This window comes from Streptomyces clavifer, assembly GCF_036345975.1.
Taxonomy (GTDB): domain Bacteria; phylum Actinomycetota; class Actinomycetes; order Streptomycetales; family Streptomycetaceae; genus Streptomyces; species Streptomyces clavifer.
On sequence record NZ_CP107793.1, the window covers coordinates 3,304,711 to 3,320,009 of the forward strand.

Consider the following 15,299-nt stretch of genomic DNA (forward strand, 5'->3'; position numbering starts at 1 on the left):
CTACGTCCGGCGTTCCTGCGGTCGTTGTTCCTGCGGTCGTTCGGTCTGCGGTACTGCCCGACCAGTGAAGCATGCCCCGAAATCCGATCAGATCGCAGGGTTCCCCCGGGGCGTCGTGTCGCTTTCGGGACGGTCCTGGCGGAAGAGCGGGAGCAGCATGATGATGTCGTCGCGGTAGTCGTCCTCGGCGACCCGGATGGCGTTCGGGATGCGTCCGACCTCCTTGTATCCGCAGGAGGCGTAGAAGCGGTCGGCCCCGGTGCCGCCGCGGCAGGTGAGCCGCACGGCGTCGATGCCGTCGATCGCGCGGGCCGCGTCCGCGGCGGCCCCCATCAGCTCGCGCCCGTATCCCTTGCCCTGGTGACGCGGGTGGACCATCACGGTGTAGAGACCGATCCAGTGGCGCATCAACCGGTGGGCGTTGTGGGTGAGGAAGGCGGTGGCGGCCACCGTGCCGTGCTCGTCACGGCCGACGACCAGCCGGGTGCGGCCGTCGACCATCGCGGAGAGGTGTTTGACCAGCTCCGGCCGGACGTCCCCGGCGGTGACCGGCGCCACGAAACCGACGGCTCCGCCGGCGTTGGTGACATCGACCCAGAGTGCGGTGATGCCGTCCCGCAGTGCGCGGTCGAAAGCGGGATCCACCTCGAATGTAAGTGCCATGAGCGCAGATTAACCATTACCCGCCGTGCACTCAATCCGCGTCCAGAACGCGAGAAGGCCCCGGCCGTGAGCGACTGGCCGGGGCTTTCGCGCGGTGTCGGACGGGCGCCTCAGACGCGCATCGGCTGCGGCGACTCCCGCCGGTCCGCGTCCGGCCCCGGGTACTCGCGCAGGATCTCGTACCGGGTGTTGCGCTCCACGGGGCGGAAGCCCGCGTCCCGGATCAGGTCCAGCAGGTCCTCACGGCCGAGCTTGTTCGGCGTGCCGTAGTCGTCCGCGTCGTGCGTGATCTTGTACTCGACGACCGAGCCGTCCATGTCGTCCGCACCGTGCTGGAGCGCGAGCTGGGCGGTCTGCACGCCGTGCATCACCCAGAACACCTTGACGTGCGGGACGTTGTCGAAGAGGAGCCGCGAGACCGCGAAGGTCTTCAGCGCCTCCGCACCGGTCGCCATCGTCGTCCGCGCCTGGAGCGTGTTGCGGACCTTGCCGTCCTTCATGTCCACGAAGTCGTGCTGGTAGCGCAGCGGGATGAAGACCTGGAAACCGCCGGTCTCGTCCTGCATCTCCCGCAGTCGCAGCACGTGGTCGACGCGGTGACGGGGCTCCTCGATGTGCCCGTACAGCATCGTCGCCGGGGTCTTGAGCCCCTTCTCGTGCGCGAGGCGGTGGATGCGCGACCAGTCCTCCCAGTGGGTGTTGTGGTCGACGATGTGCTGGCGGACCTCCCAGTCGAAGATCTCCGCGCCGCCGCCGGTCAGGGACTCCAGACCGGCCTCGATCAGCTCGTCGAGGATCTCCGAGGCCGAGAGCCCCGAGATCGTCTCGAAGTGGTGGATCTCCGTCGCCGTGAACGCCTTGAGCGCCACCTCGGGCAGCGCCTCCTTGAGCGCGCTGAGCGAGCGGGGGTAGTAACGCCACGGGAGGGTGGGGTGCAGCCCGTTGACGATGTGCAGCTCGGTGAGGTTCTCGCCCTGCATCGCCTTGGCGAGGCGGACGGCCTCCTCGATGCGCATCGTGTACGCGTCCTTCTCGCCCGGCTTGCGCTGGAACGAGCAGTAGGCGCAGGACGCCGTGCACACGTTGGTCATGTTGAGGTGGCGGTTGACGTTGAAGTGGACGACGTCGCCGTTCTTCCTCGTACGCACCTCGTGGGCCAGCCCACCGAGCCAGGCCAGGTCGTCGGACTCGTAGAGCGCGATCCCGTCCTCGCGGGTCAGCCGCTCACCGGCCCGGACCTTCTCCTCCAGCTCGCGCTTGAGTCCCGCGTCCACCAGTGCCCCTCCCATATCTCTACGTAACAGACTCCGGCAGCCAACCGTACGCCTATGCCTCGTCGGGAAGTTCCCCGACCCGGTTCTCCCACTTCGTGGAGAGCACGACCGTGGTGCGGGTGCGGGAGACCCCCTTCGTGCCGCTGAGCCTGCGGATCGTCTTCTCCAGACCGTCCACGTCACCGACCCGGACCTTGAGCATGAACGAGTCGTCGCCCGCGATGAACCAGCAGTCCTCGATCTCGGCCAGGTCCTTCAGCCGGTGCGCGACGTCCTCGTGGTCGGCCGCGTCGGAGAGCGAGATGCCGATCAGGGCGGTCACGCCGAGCCCCAGGGACGCGGCGTCGACGGTCGCCCGGTACCCCGTGATGACACCGGCGGTTTCCAGCCGGTTGATGCGGTCGGTGACGCTGGGCCCGGAGAGCCCGACGAGCCTGCCGAGCTCGGCGTACGAGGCCCTGCCGTTCTCTCTGAGGGCCTGGATGAGCTGCCTGTCCACCGCGTCCATATGACTGAAACCTTCCATTGTTTAGCAGTACCGCGAGTCTACGTGTAGAATCTAAGGCGTAACAGGGTTTACACCCTGCGAATCTTCCAGATCATCCAAGAAACGCTTTCGAATCTTCAGGAGTGAACTTCACCGTGTACACGATCGAGATGGCCTACGCCCGGATGCGCGAGCTGCAGGACCTGGCCAACCGCTCGCGTGCCCACCAGCCCGCAGCCGCGCGCCGCGCCGACCGGACCCGCACCCCGCGCGCGGCCAAGAAGCGCTGACCGGCCGGACCCCTCATTCACGGGAGCCGCCACCGAGCTCCCCTTCCCACCGGCGGTACAGCTGGTGCGGCACCCCTGCCGCGTCCAGCACCCGCCCGGCGACGAAGTCCACCAGATCCTGGATGTGCGTCGCCCCCGCGTAGAACGCCGGAGAGGCGGGCAGCACCACGGCGCCCGCCTCGTCGAGCGCCACCATCTGCTTCAGCGTCTGGCCGCTCAACGGCGTCTCCCGCACGGCGACGACCAGCTTCCGCCGCTCCTTGAGCGTCACGCTCGCGGCCCGCTGCAGCAGGTCCTTGGAGAGCCCGAGCGCCACCCCGGCCACACAGGCCGTCGACGCCGGGACGATCAGCATCCCCTTCGCCGGGTACGAACCCGAGGACGGCCCGGCCGCCAGATCGCCCGCCGCCCAGTGCCGCACCCGGCCGAGCGCGTCGTCGCTCAGGGCGAAGGTGCCGGGCTTCCCGTCCGCTCCACGCTCCAGCCACACGCGCAGGTCCTCGCGCCAGTGCGCGTCGCGGAAGGCGATCCCCGTCTCGTCCAGCAGGGTCAGCCGCGAGGCGCGGCTCACCACCAGGTCGACGCTCTCGCCCGCAGCGAGCAGCCCTCGCAGGACCGAGGCCGCGAACGGGGTACCTGATGCGCCCGACACCCCGACAATCCAAGGCCTGCGCTGCTCTTGACTCACTGAAGTCCCGGATTCCACACCACCGAGCCTATCCGGGAGCGTCCTCGAGGAACCGAGCCAGGGGCTCCGTTCGTTGCGACGGAACAGGGAACAGCCATCAACAGGGGGTGATCATGCGCACGCGTGCCACTACGACCGCCACCGCACGAGCCGTCACGGCCGGCGCGGTCATGCTGGCCTGGGTCGGGCTCCTGTGGCTGCTGGAGGGCATCGACACGATGACCGGCCACTCCCTGGACACCTACGGCATCAGCCCGCGCGAGCCCTCCGAGCTGCTCGACGTCGTGCCGGCCGCGTTCCTGCACAGCGGGTGGGAGCACGTGGCCTCCAACAGCGTCCCGCTGCTGGTCCTCGGCTTCATCGCCGCCCTCGCCGGGATACGCAGGTTCGCCGCCGTGGTCCTCGTGGTGATCGTGACGGGCGGCCTCGGTGTCTGGCTGACCGCGCCGCCGAACACGGTCACGCTCGGCGCGTCCGGTGTGGTCTTCGGCCTGTTCGGCTATCTGCTGGTCCGCGGGTTCGTGGACCGGCGCCCGCTCGACATCGTGGTCGGTCTGATCATCGCCGCCGTCTACGGCTCACTGCTCTGGGGCGTACTGCCGACCGACTCCGGCATCAGCTGGCAGGGCCACCTCTTCGGCCTCGTGGGCGGGGTGGCGGCGGCCTTCGTCCTCCGCCGCCCCCGCCGCCCGGCCGGTGCCGTCACGGTGTGAGACCGCGCACCAGCAGGTCGAGCAGCGCGCAGGCGAACAGCGCGATCCCGATGAAGCCGTTGACCGAGAAGAACGCCCGGTTCAGCCGCGACAGGTCGTGCGGTCGCACGACCCGGTGCTCGTAGACGAAGGCCACGGCGACGATCACCATGCCGATCCAGTAGAAGAGCCCCGCCTCCGTCGCCAGGCCGAACCAGACCAGCAGTCCGGTCGTCACGAGGTGGCAGACCCGCGCGCCCCACAGCGCCGCCGGGATGCCGAAGCGCGCCGGGAAGGAGAGCACCCCGTGGGCCCGGTCGGCCCGCACGTCCTGGCAGGCGAAGATCAGGTCGAAGCCACCGATCCAGATCCCGACGGCCAGCCCCAGGATCACCGCGTCCCACGACCAGCTGCCGGTGACCGCCAGCCAGGCCCCGATCGGCCCGATCGCCTGGGCGATGCCGAGGATCGCGTGCGGGAAGTTCGTGAACCGCTTGCCGTACGGGTAGACCACCATCGGTACGACGGCGACCGGCGCCAGCACCAGGCAGAGCGGGTTCAGCAGGGCGGCGGCCCCCAGGAACACGACGAGGGCGACGGCCGCGCCGGTCCACGCCGACTTCACCGACACCGCCCCGGTGACCAGCTCCCGTCCCGCCGTACGCGGGTTACGGGCGTCGATCTCCCGGTCGATGATGCGGTTGGCGGCCATCGCGAACGTCCGCAGCCCGACCATGGCGACGGTCACCAGCAGCAGCGTGCCCCAGTGGATGTCCTTGTCCAGCTGGAACATCGCGGTCAGCGCGGCGATGTATGCGAAGGGCAGCGCGAAGACCGAGTGCTCGATCATCACCAGCCGCAGGAAGGCGCGGGGCTTGCTGCGCGGCTGAGGCACCGCGGCGGCGGAGGCACTCACAGGCCGTACTCCTTCCAACGGCGGTCGACCTTCGCCGCCGTGTCCGGGTCGGACTCGACCATCTCGGGCCAGCCCCCGTCCCGCGTGTAGCCCTCCTCGGGCAGCTTGCGCGTCGCGTCGATGCCCGCCTTGCCACCCCAGAACTGCTGGTAGGAAGCGTGGTCGAGATGGTCGACCGGCCCTTCGGTGAGCAGCAGGTCCCGGGCGTAGTCGGTGTTGCCGAGCGCCCGCCACGCGACCTCGTGCAGGTCGTGGACGTCGCAGTCGGCGTCCACGACCACGATCAGCTTGGTCAGCGACATCATGTGGGCGCCCCAGACGGCGCTCATGACCTTCTGGGCGTGCTTGGGGTACTTCTTGTCGATCGAGATGATCGCGCAGTTGTGGAAGCCGCCCGCCTCGGGCAGGTGGTAGTCCACGATGTCCGGGATGATGATCTTGAGCAGCGGCAGGAAGAACCGCTCCGTGGCCCGGCCCAGCGGGCCGTCCTCGGTCGGCGGCCGGCCCACCACGATCGACTGCAGCAGCGGCCGCTTGCGCATGGTCACACAGTCGATCGTCAGCGCGGGGAACGGTTCCTGCGGCGTGTAGAAGCCCGTGTGGTCACCGAACGGGCCCTCGGGCAGCATCTCGCCCGGTTCCAGCCATCCCTCGATGACGACCTCGGCCTGCGCCGGGACCTGGAGCGGGACGGTCTTGCAGTCGACCATCTCGATCCGCTTGCCCTGGACGAAGCCGGCGAAGAGGTACTCGTCGATGTCTCCGGGCAGCGGGGCCGTGGAGGCGTACGTCACCGCGGGCGGCGCCCCGAACGCGATGGCGACGGGCAGCCGCTCGCCGCGCCTGGCCGCGACCTGGTAGTGGTTCCGGCTGTCCTTGTGGATCTGCCAGTGCATGCCGATGGTGCGCTTGTCGTGGCGCTGGAGGCGGTAGAGCCCCAGATTGCGGATGCCGGTCTCGGGGTCCTTGGTGTGCGTGAGGCCCAGGTTGAAGAAGGAGCCGCCGTCCTCCGGCCAGGTGAAGAGTGCGGGCAGCTGCTCCAGGTCCACGTCGTCGCCGGTCAGGACGACCTCCTGGACGGGCGCGCTGTCGCTCTTCACCTTCTTCGGCGGCAGGTGCGTCACCGCGCCGAGCTTCCCGAACGCCTCGCGGATCCCGACGAAGCCCTGCGGCAGTTCCGGCTTGAGGAGCCCGCCGATCTTGTCGCTGATCTCGGCGTAGGACTTCAGCCCGAGCGCCTTGAGCAGCCGTCTGTCCGTCCCGAAGACGTTCATGGCCAGGGGCATGGACGCCCCCTTGACGTTCTCGAAGAGCAGAGCGGGCCCGCCCGCCTTGTTCACCCGGTCGACGATCTCGCCGACCTCCAGGTACGGGTCGACCTCGGCCTTGATGCGCTTGAGATCGCCCTCGCGCTCCAGAGCACGGAGCAGGGAGCGAAGATCGTCGTAAGCCATGCCGTCCAGTATCGGCCACCCGCTACCCTTGGCCCGTCACCGGGGCGGGACAGTGCGCCCCCTCACCTCTTCTCGGGGGGACCTTCCACCATGCTCAGGGCCCTGATGTACCTCCTGCCGCTGGCGCTGACGATCTACGCGTTCATCGACTGCCTGAACACCCCGGAGGACGAGGTCAAGCACCTGCCGAAGGTGGCCTGGGTCTTCATCATCCTGCTGTTCTGGATCGTCGGTCCGATCGTCTGGCTCGCCGCGGGCAGGAAGCGGGCTTCCTCCGGGGGCCGTGCGCCCTCCGAGTGGCACCGGGGCCGCCGCTCCACGTGGGTGGCGCCCGACGACAATCCCGACTTCCTCAAGTCCCTGAAGGACGAGAAGACCGACGCGGGGAAGTCCGACGCGAGGAAGCCCGAGGCAGGGAAGACCGACGCCGCCAAGGACGAGTCGGCCCTCAAGGACTGGGAGGCGGACCTGCGCCGCCGCGAGGAGGAGATCGAGCGCCGCGAGGGCGGGGCGGGATCCGGGGACGCCTCGTCATGAGGACTGGGGCCGGACCGGCCGGCTCATGACGACAGCAGCTGTCCCAGCCGGTTGAGCAGGGGCAGCAGCGCCGTGCGCTCCCGCGGGGTGAGCGCCTCCAGTGCGCCGTGCACGACGCGCATCTCGGCGCGGATGCGGTGCGCCAGATCGGTGCCCTCCGCCGTGCGGGCGGCGACCTTCGAGCGGCGGTCCTCCGGCGACGGGGTGCGGGTGACCAGGCCCCGGGCCTCCATGCGGCCGATGAGGCCGGTGGCGTTGGACGCGTCGCACACCAGGTGATGGGCCAGCGCGCTCATGGGCATGGGCTCGTTGAGGGCGATCAGCGCCCGCGCCTGCGAGGTGCTGAGGCCGTGGCGGGCGGCGACGGCGGTGAGGTCGTCGTGGTGGCCGCGGACGACGACCGCGAGGGGTTCCAGCAGTTCGTCCGGAGTAGGGACGGCGCGGGGTGCCGGTTCCGTCGTCATGGTTCGGTCATCCTTCGATCGGTACGCGTGGCCCGGAGGCCCGGAACAGTATCCGCCACGCACCCGCATTAATTTGACATGCTCAACTTTTGGCAGTTACATGAATGTAATGCTTGATGATATCAAGCTTGCTCACCACCAGCACCTCGTCTCGTAGGGAGCACCCCCCATGCCCTCCGTACTCTTCGTCCTCACCGGTGCCGACCACTGGACCCTGAACGACGGCACCACCCACCCGACCGGCTTCTGGGCCGAGGAGCTCGCCGCCCCGCACCGCGTCTTCACCCAGGCCGGATTCGACATCACCGTCGCCACCCCGGGCGGTGTGGCCCCCACCGTGGACACCGCCAGCCTCGCCGCCGAGGCCAACGGGGGCCAGGAACAGGCCGACGCCGTCGCCTCGTACCTCGCGGCGATCGACGAGACGCTCCGCATCCCCGCGCGGCTGGAGGACGTCGTCCCCACCTCGTACGACGTCGTCTTCTACCCGGGCGGCCACGGCCCCATGGAGGACCTGGCCGTCAGCGAGGCGTCCGGCCGGCTGCTCACCGCCGCCCTGGACTCCGGCACGCACCTGGGCGTCCTGTGCCACGCCCCCGCCGCGCTGCTCGCCGCCCGCCGCGAGGACGGCAGCTGGCCCTTCACCGGCTACCGGCTGACCGGCTTCAGCAACATGGAGGAGACCCAGGCCGGCCTGGCCGACAAGGCCCCCTGGCTGCTGGAGAACCGCCTCGTGGAGCTCGGCGCGGACTACTCCGCCGGGGATCCCTGGGGGCCGTACACCGTGCACGACCGCACCCTGCACACCGGTCAGAACCCGGCCTCCTCGGAGCAGCTGGCGCGCGAGATCCTGGCGGCCCTGTGAGCGCCGCCAGGACCGCGGAGACCGACCAGGCCGCGGAGACCGCGGCCGAGGTCGTCGCCCGCCTCCGTGCCACCTTCCGTACCGGACGCACCAGGGACCTCGCCTGGCGCACCGGTCAGCTGACGCGCCTGCGCGCCCTGCTCACCGAGGCCGGTGACGAGCTCGCCGAGGCCCTGCGCGCCGATCTCGGCAAGAGCCGCAAGGAGGCCTACCGGACCGAGATCGACTTCACGGTCCGCGAGATCGACCACACCCTGGAGCGGCTGGAGGACTGGCTGCGTCCCGAGCCCGCCCCCGTGCCGGAGGCCCTCGCCGGGGCGTCCGCACACACCGTGCAGGACCCGCTCGGGGTCGTCCTCGTCATCGCGCCGTGGAACTATCCGGTGCAGCTGCTGCTCGCGCCCGTCGTCGGCGCGCTGGCCGCGGGCAACGCCGTGGTCGCCAAGCCCAGCGAGCTGGCGCCCGCGACCTCGGCCGCCGTGGCCCGGCTGCTGCCGCGCTATCTCGACACGGACGCGGTCGCCGTGGTGGAGGGGGCGGTCCCGGAGACGACCGCACTGCTCGCCGAGCGCTTCGACCACATCTTCTACACGGGCAACGGCACGGTCGGCCGGATCGTCATGACCGCCGCGGCCCGCCACCTCACCCCGGTCACCCTCGAACTGGGCGGCAAGTCACCGGCGTTCGTCGACCGCGACACGGATCTGGGCACGGTGGCCGCCCGGCTCGCCGCGGGGAAGTTCCTCAACGCCGGCCAGACGTGCGTCGCCCCCGACTACGTCCTGACCGACCCGGAGACCGCGCCCGCCCTGGCCGACGCCCTCGCGGCGGCGGTCGAGGGGCTGTACGGGCAGGACCCCTCCGCCCACCCGGAGTACGGGCGGATCGTGAACGAGCGCCACTTCGACCGGCTGGTCGGGCTCCTGGACTCCGGCCGCACCGTGACGGGCGGCGCCCACGACCGGGCCGGCAAGTACATCGCACCGACCGTGCTGGCCGATGTGGCACCGGACGCCCCCGTGATGCGCGAGGAGATCTTCGGCCCCGTGCTGCCCATCGTGACGGTCGACGGACTGGACGGGGCCATCGGCTTCATCAACGACCGGGACAAGCCGCTGGCGCTGTACGCCTTCACGCAGTCCCCCGCCGTGCGGGAGCGGCTGCTGGCCGAGACCTCGTCGGGCGGGGTGGGCATCGGTCTGCCGCTGGCCCATCTGACCGTCTCCGACCTGCCGTTCGGCGGGGTCGGCGAGAGCGGCATGGGCAACTACCACGGCCGGTACTCACTGGAGACGTTCAGCCACCGCAAGGCGGTCCTGGACACCCCGCTGACCCGGTGACCCCCGACAACGGCGGGGAATGACGAAGGGCGCGGTCCGCGGAAGCGGATCGCGCCCTTCGTCCGTGCGGTGCTTAGACGTCGGCGTAGGAGTGCTTGCCGGTGACGAAGATGTTCACGCCGTAGTAGTTGAACAGCCAGCAGCCGAAGGCGATCAGCGCCAGGTAGGCGGCCTTGCGGCCCTTCCAGCCGGCCGTCGCGCGGGCGTGCAGGTAGCAGGCGTACGCGACCCAGGTGATGAAGGACCAGACCTCCTTGGGGTCCCAGCCCCAGTAGCGGCCCCAGGCGTCGCCCGCCCAGATCGCGCCCGCGATGATCGTGAACGTCCACAGCGGGAAGACGGCCGCGTTGATGCGGTAGGAGAACTTGTCGAGGGTCGAGGCGGCCGGCAGCCGCTCCAGGACCGACCGGGCGAAGGCGCCCGGGTTCCCGCCGTTGGCCAGCTTGTTCTCGTAGCTGTCGCGGAACAGGTAGAGCAGGGTCCCGACCGCGCCGAGGTAGAAGACGGCACCGCAGAAGATGGCGGTGGAGACGTGGATCCACAGCCAGTACGAGTGCAGTGCGGGCACCAGCTGGGCGCTGTCGGTGTAGAGCCAGGTGGTGGCGATGCCCAGGTCCAGCAGGACCGTGGTGACCAGCAGCAGACCGATCCAGCGGACGTTCTTCTTCAGCGCCAGGAGGACGAGGTAGGCGCCGACGGCCACCGTGGAGAAGGTGATCGAGAACTCGTACATGTTGCCCCAGGGGGCGCGCTGCACCGACAGGGCGCGGGCGACGACCCCGCCCGCCTCGACGGCGAAGGCCAGGACGGTCAGGGAGACCGCGATCCGGCCCCACAGGTCGCCCTTGACGGTGCCGCCCGCGGCACCGGGGCCGTCCGGGACGTCCCGGGTCCCGGTGGCGGACCGGGTGACGACCTTCGGGCGGTCCAGGACCGCGGTGCCGCCGCCCTGCTGCACGACCTTCACCCCGGAAGCGGCGGCGCCCGCTCCGGTCAGCGCGGCGGCGGTCCGGCCGACCTTGCTGCGGCTGCCGAACACCCACTCCGCGATGTGCGCGAAGAAGGCCAGCATGTAGACGGCCATCGACGAGTAGATGAGCGTGTTGCTGATGCTCGCCAGATTCTCGTTGGTTGCGGCGGCGAGATTCACTTCTCAGCCCCTTCGGCAGGTTCTTCGGAGAGTTGCTCGGATGCGGGCGGGGGTGCGGTGGGCGTCACGGTGTGGACCGCTTCCGCGAGGTCGCCCAGCTCCTCGGGGAGCCTCGTGGACTCGCTGCGGCCGAGGCCCGCCATCTCGACGACGGTCACGCCGTCCGCGCCCCGCACGGCCCGGACCCACACCCGGCGGCGCTGGATGAAGAGCGATCCGGCGAGTCCGAAGACGGCGGCGACGGCGCCGGTGAGCGCCCAGCCGCTGGCGGGCTGGCGCGTGATCTGGAAGCTGGCCCACTCCTCGACGCCCTCGAAGGTGACCGAGCCCGCGCCGTCCGGGAGCTTCATGGTCTCGCCCGGGCGCATGCGCTGCTTCAGCTTGTCCCCGTTGGCGTCCTTGAATTCCTTCATCTTGGCCGTGTCCAGCTGGTACACGTTCTGCGGCAGTCCCGAGTCGACGCCGAGGCTGCCGTGGTAGCCGTTGAGCGCCAGCACCGGGTAGTCGGCGCCCGGGAACTGCGAGAACATCGTGCCCTGGCCGCTGCCGGCGAACGTCGGGACGAAGAAGGCCTGGAAGCCGAGCTGCGTCTTCTTGCCGTCGACACCCTTGTAGCCGTCCATCACCTTGATGGCGCCGGTGGAGGTGACGTTGCTGTCGATGGGCAGCAGAGGCACCGCGGACCGGTAGACCTCCTTGCCCCGGCCGTCCTTGACGGAGATGACGGGGGCGTAGCCGTGTGCGTTGAGGTAGACCTTCGTACCGTCGACGACGAGCGGGTCGTTGACCCTGATGATCCTCTTCTGCGGTGCCCCGTCCGCGCCCTCGGAGTACGTCACCCGGGCCTCGTAGGTCCGGGGGGTGCCGCGCTGGGGGCCGCTGCGCTCGTACGTGCCCTTGAAGTCGTCCAGGGTGAAGCTGAACGGCGCGAGGTCGTCGGTGTCGAACAGGGAGCCGGACTTGAAGTCGTCGTACTGGGTGAGGGTGTTGGCGAAGCCGTCGCCCTCGACGATCAGCTTGCCGCCCTCGGACTTGAAGAGCTGTCCGCCGGCGAAGGACACCAGCATGACGATCAGCGCGATGTGGAACATCAGGTTGCCGGCCTCGCGAAGATAGCCCTTCTCGGCGGCCACCGCGTCGTCCACCGCGTGCGAGCGGAAGCGCCGCTTGCGCAGGACGGCGAGCGCGGCCTCACGGACCTGCTCGGGCTCGGCGTCGGTGCGCCAGGTGGTGTACGCCGGCAGCCGGGTCAGCTTCTTCGGGGCACCGGGCGGACGGCCGCGCAGCTGGCCGATGAACTGGCCGGTGCGCGGGACGATGCACCCGATCAGGGACACGAACAGCAGGATGTAGATCGCGGAGAACCACACCGAGCTGTAGACGTCGAAGAACTGCAGCTTCTCGTAGATCGGTGTGACGGTGGTGTGGGCCTCCTTGAAGGTCTGCACCTTCAGTTCGTCCACACTGTTCTGCGGGATCAGCGAGCCGGGGACGGCGCCGAGCGACAGCAGGAAGAGCAGGATCAGGGCGACCCGCATCGAGGTGAGCTGCCGCCAGAACCAGCGGGCCCATCCGATGACGCCCATCGCGGGTACGGAGGAGGACGCGGGCTCCTCGCGCGGGGCGGTGGAGAGCTGTGCTCCGGCCTCGCCGAGGTCACGCTCGTCCGTGGTGTTCGTGTTGCTCATGGACTCAGATCCCCACAGTGAAGCCGTTGGACCAGACCTGCATCTCCTGGATGAGCACGTCCCAGGCGCCCGTCAGCAGGAGTATCCCGGTCACGATCATCATGCCGCCGCCGATCCGCATGACCCATGCGTAGTGGCGCTTGACCCAGCCGAACGCGCCGAGCGCCCGGCGGAAGGCGACCGCCGCCAGCACGAAGGGGACGCCGAGCCCGAGACAGTACGCCACGGACAGGATCGCCCCGCGGCCGGCGGTCGCCTGGTCGAACGCGAGCGCGTTGACGGAGGCGAGCGTCGGACCCAGGCACGGGGTCCAGCCGATCCCGAAGAGGGCGCCCAGCAGCGGTGCTCCCGCCAGTCCGGTCACCGGTCTCTTGTGGATGCGGAACTCGCGCTGCGTCATCCAGGGCATCAGCCCCATGAAGAAGATCCCCATGAGGATCATCAGCACACCGAGGATCTTGGAGAGCGTCCCGCTGTAGTCCTGGAGCGTCTGGCCGAAGAAGCCGAAGAGGGCGCCGCCGGAGACGAACACGGCTGTGAAGCCGAGCACGAACAGCGAGGCGCCGGCGACGGTCCTGCCCCGCCGGGCATCGGCGAGATCGCTGCCGCTGACCCCGGTGACGTAGCTGAGGTAACCGGGCACGAGCGGCAGGACGCACGGTGAGAAGAAGGAGACGAGTCCGCCGAGCAGCGCGATGGGCAGCGCCACGAGCAGGGCGCCGCCGATGACCGTGTCGTTGTAACCGGATTCCGCGGCCAGCTGGAGCACGGGGCTCACTTCTCCGCGATCAGCGGGTCGATCATCTCGCGGAGCTTCGTCTCGTCGAGTGCGGCGAGCGAACGGGCGGCGAGCTTCCCCTCCCGGTCGACGACCACGGTCGACGGGATGGCCTTCGGGTTCAGCGTGCCCTTCGGGAAGCGCAGGAGCAGCCGCCCGGTCGGGTCGTAGAGGCTCGGGTAGGTGACCCCGAAGTCCTCCTCGAAGCTGACCGCGAGGGACTTCTGGGGGTCTCGGGTGTTGACACCGACGAACTCGACGCCCTGGTCCTTCGTCTCCTCGGAGACCTTGACGAAGTGCTTGGCCTCGGCGCGGCAGGGGCCGCACCACGATCCCCAGAAGTTCAGGACGACGACCTTGCCCTTGTAGTCGGCGACGTCGAGCGCCTTGCCGTCCAGGGTCGTGCCGTCGAGCTTCGGCGCGTCCGTACGTTCGCCCTTGGCCACGGTGGAGGCACCGCCGCTGCCGGTGACGAAGTTCGTGTTGCCGCCGCCGCCGGCCCTGCTGCCGTCACCACTGCACGCGGACAGGGTCAGGGCACCGGCCACTGCTGTGGCGGCGAGCAGGGTGAAGCGGCGTCGGGGTGCGCGGCCAGAGCTCATGTGAAAAGTTTCGCATGGCAGTTCCAGGGATCTCCCGCACCCCCCTCGATGCCCGTAAAGCCCCTTGTCAGGCTTGTTTAAAGAAGGCGTTCCAGCCGCCGGCCGGGGACTGCCCGACCTCCAGGGTCCGAAGCTTCGCGAGCACCGCCGGATCCTGCACGTCGAGCCAGTCGACGAACTGCCGGAAGGAGACGAGGCGCACATCCGGCTTGCCGGCGATCTTTTTGATCACTTCCTCGACCGCGTCCATATAGATGCCGCCGTTCCACTCCTCGAAGTGGTTGCCGATGTGGAAAGGCGCGCGATTCGTCTCGTAGGCGCGCTCGAAACCCGCGACATAGGCACCGGTGGCCTGGGCGCGCCAGCCGGGATAGCGCGAGGGCATGCCCCTGGTCGAATTCTGCGACTGGTTGGCGAGGATGTTGTAGTCCATGGAGAGGACCTCGAAGGAGTGGCCGGGAAACGGCACGCCCTGGAGCGGGAGGTCCCAGATCCCTTGGCGCTTCTCCGGCCACGTCTGCCGGCCGCCGGGTGAGCTCGCGTCGTAGCGCCAGCCCAGCTGCTTCGCGGCCGGCAGGAGATCGTCCTGGCCGAGCAGACAGGGGGTGCGTGCGCCGACGAGTTCCTTCCGGTAGTCGAACGGCAGCGGATCGAGGTCGTTCCAGCCGGTGTTCGTCCGCCATTCGGTGACGAAGGAGATCGCCTGGTCGATTTCGCTCCGCCATTGCGCGGGCGTCCAGTTGCCGACGGATCCCGAACCGCCGCAGAAATGCCCGTTGAAGTGCGTACCGATCTCGTGCCCGTCGAGCCATGCCTCGCGGACGTACTTCAGGGTCTGCTTGACGTGGTCGTCGGTGAGGTAGCCGATGTCGGAGGCACCCCTGGGGTTGCCCGGCGGGCGGTACAGGGATTTCTTCGACTCGGGCAACACGTACAGCCCGGAGAGGAAGAAGGTCATCGCCGCGTCGTGTTCCCGGGCGAGTTCGAGAAAGCGCGGGAAGAGGCCGTTGCCGACCTCGCCGGCACCGTCCCAGGAAAAGATCACGAACTGCGGCGGCGTCTGGCCGGGTTCGAGCGGAACGGGGGCGGCGGGCTGATTCGGCTGCTTTCCGGTGTCCGCGGTGGAACCGTCACCGATGAGCCTGACGTTCTTCTCGGGAGTGCCGCCGCCGTGCCCGTGCGCCCCCTTGTCGCCCTTGGGCTTCTCGGGACCGGACCGCCCTCCGTCCGACGAGCCGAAGGGGCCGCAGCCGGTCATCGAGAGTGCGGCTGCGGCCCCGAGTCCCGCCCCGAGCAGACCCCTTCGGTTGATATCGCGCATAGCATCCCCATCTACGGTCGTTTTACCTCATTGCCATACAAACTGGCGATGGCTTAGATGAGGAAAGCAACACGACGGTTCCGCCGATAA

17 protein-coding genes are annotated in these 15,299 nt (G+C 69.4%); 5 read left to right on the forward strand and 12 right to left on the reverse strand.

Annotation, left to right across the window (positions count from 1 at the left end):
* Positions 1–87: 87 nt before the first annotated feature.
* From OG927_RS14165 to OG927_RS14175, 3 genes are all read right to left on the reverse strand, one after another.
* On the reverse strand, positions 88–663 hold the full coding sequence (locus OG927_RS14165; protein WP_124282038.1) for a GNAT family N-acetyltransferase: 576 nt from the start codon (positions 661–663) through the stop codon (positions 88–90).
* A 110-nt stretch (positions 664–773) separates the two neighbouring features.
* Positions 774–1,937: an aminofutalosine synthase MqnE gene (gene mqnE, locus OG927_RS14170; RefSeq protein WP_056799645.1), complete on the reverse strand. Its 1,164-nt coding sequence runs from the start codon at positions 1,935–1,937 to the stop codon at positions 774–776.
* Positions 1,938–1,989: 52 nt separating this feature from the next.
* Positions 1,990–2,445 (reverse strand): Lrp/AsnC family transcriptional regulator, encoded by a 456-nt coding sequence (locus tag OG927_RS14175; RefSeq protein WP_056799476.1) that lies wholly within the window; start codon positions 2,443–2,445, stop codon positions 1,990–1,992.
* A gap of 122 nt (positions 2,446–2,567) precedes the next feature.
* Between OG927_RS14175 and OG927_RS14180 the strand changes: the two genes are divergently transcribed.
* The gene (locus OG927_RS14180; RefSeq protein WP_157862862.1) at positions 2,568–2,714 is read left to right on the forward strand and encodes a hypothetical protein; all 147 of its coding nucleotides are present in this window, start codon (positions 2,568–2,570) and stop codon (positions 2,712–2,714) included.
* 13 nt (positions 2,715–2,727) lie between these two features.
* On the opposite strand, the gene OG927_RS14185 is transcribed toward OG927_RS14180, so the two are convergent.
* On the reverse strand, positions 2,728–3,402 hold the full coding sequence (locus OG927_RS14185) for a UbiX family flavin prenyltransferase (RefSeq protein WP_056799481.1): 675 nt from the start codon (positions 3,400–3,402) through the stop codon (positions 2,728–2,730).
* 113 nt (positions 3,403–3,515) lie between these two features.
* On the opposite strand from OG927_RS14185, the gene OG927_RS14190 reads away from it, so the two are divergent.
* Positions 3,516–4,115, forward strand: a complete 600-nt coding sequence (locus OG927_RS14190; RefSeq protein ID WP_056799647.1) for a rhomboid family intramembrane serine protease — start codon at positions 3,516–3,518, stop codon at positions 4,113–4,115.
* Here the strand turns inward: OG927_RS14190 and mqnP are convergent.
* The gene (gene mqnP, locus OG927_RS14195; protein ID WP_056799486.1) at positions 4,105–5,010 is read right to left on the reverse strand and encodes a menaquinone biosynthesis prenyltransferase MqnP; all 906 of its coding nucleotides are present in this window, start codon (positions 5,008–5,010) and stop codon (positions 4,105–4,107) included. The two genes, OG927_RS14190 and mqnP, sit on opposite strands and share 11 nt — an antisense overlap.
* Positions 5,007–6,464, reverse strand: coding sequence for a menaquinone biosynthesis decarboxylase (locus OG927_RS14200; RefSeq protein WP_056799491.1), 1,458 nt, complete (start codon positions 6,462–6,464; stop codon positions 5,007–5,009). Before OG927_RS14200 ends, mqnP begins: the two co-directional genes overlap by 4 nt.
* Before the next feature lie 90 nt (positions 6,465–6,554).
* On the opposite strand from OG927_RS14200, the gene OG927_RS14205 reads away from it, so the two are divergent.
* Positions 6,555–7,001: a PLD nuclease N-terminal domain-containing protein gene (locus tag OG927_RS14205; protein WP_330320260.1), complete on the forward strand. Its 447-nt coding sequence runs from the start codon at positions 6,555–6,557 to the stop codon at positions 6,999–7,001.
* A gap of 23 nt (positions 7,002–7,024) precedes the next feature.
* On the opposite strand, the gene OG927_RS14210 is transcribed toward OG927_RS14205, so the two are convergent.
* Positions 7,025–7,465, reverse strand: coding sequence for a MarR family winged helix-turn-helix transcriptional regulator (locus OG927_RS14210; RefSeq protein ID WP_056799498.1), 441 nt, complete (start codon positions 7,463–7,465; stop codon positions 7,025–7,027).
* Positions 7,466–7,634: 169 nt separating this feature from the next.
* On the opposite strand from OG927_RS14210, the gene OG927_RS14215 reads away from it, so the two are divergent.
* Positions 7,635–8,330 (forward strand): type 1 glutamine amidotransferase domain-containing protein, encoded by a 696-nt coding sequence (locus OG927_RS14215; protein ID WP_056799501.1) that lies wholly within the window; start codon positions 7,635–7,637, stop codon positions 8,328–8,330.
* Positions 8,327–9,670 (forward strand): aldehyde dehydrogenase family protein, encoded by a 1,344-nt coding sequence (locus OG927_RS14220; protein ID WP_124282036.1) that lies wholly within the window; start codon positions 8,327–8,329, stop codon positions 9,668–9,670. The genes OG927_RS14215 and OG927_RS14220 overlap by 4 nt, the downstream gene beginning before the upstream one ends.
* A gap of 73 nt (positions 9,671–9,743) precedes the next feature.
* On the opposite strand, the gene ccsB is transcribed toward OG927_RS14220, so the two are convergent.
* From ccsB to OG927_RS14245, 5 genes are all read right to left on the reverse strand, one after another.
* The gene (gene ccsB, locus OG927_RS14225; protein WP_056799506.1) at positions 9,744–10,820 is read right to left on the reverse strand and encodes a c-type cytochrome biogenesis protein CcsB; all 1,077 of its coding nucleotides are present in this window, start codon (positions 10,818–10,820) and stop codon (positions 9,744–9,746) included.
* On the reverse strand, positions 10,817–12,508 hold the full coding sequence (gene resB / locus OG927_RS14230) for a cytochrome c biogenesis protein ResB (RefSeq protein WP_330320261.1): 1,692 nt from the start codon (positions 12,506–12,508) through the stop codon (positions 10,817–10,819). The genes ccsB and resB overlap by 4 nt, the downstream gene beginning before the upstream one ends.
* 4 nt (positions 12,509–12,512) lie before the next feature.
* A complete protein-coding gene (locus tag OG927_RS14235) occupies positions 12,513–13,286 on the reverse strand; it encodes a cytochrome c biogenesis CcdA family protein (RefSeq protein WP_056799512.1) in 774 nt (257 codons plus the stop codon).
* Positions 13,283–13,888, reverse strand: coding sequence for a TlpA family protein disulfide reductase (locus OG927_RS14240; protein WP_056799514.1), 606 nt, complete (start codon positions 13,886–13,888; stop codon positions 13,283–13,285). Before OG927_RS14240 ends, OG927_RS14235 begins: the two co-directional genes overlap by 4 nt.
* Positions 13,889–13,955: 67 nt before the next feature.
* Positions 13,956–15,209 (reverse strand): polysaccharide deacetylase family protein, encoded by a 1,254-nt coding sequence (locus OG927_RS14245; RefSeq protein ID WP_056799517.1) that lies wholly within the window; start codon positions 15,207–15,209, stop codon positions 13,956–13,958.
* Positions 15,210–15,299 lie beyond the last annotated feature (90 nt).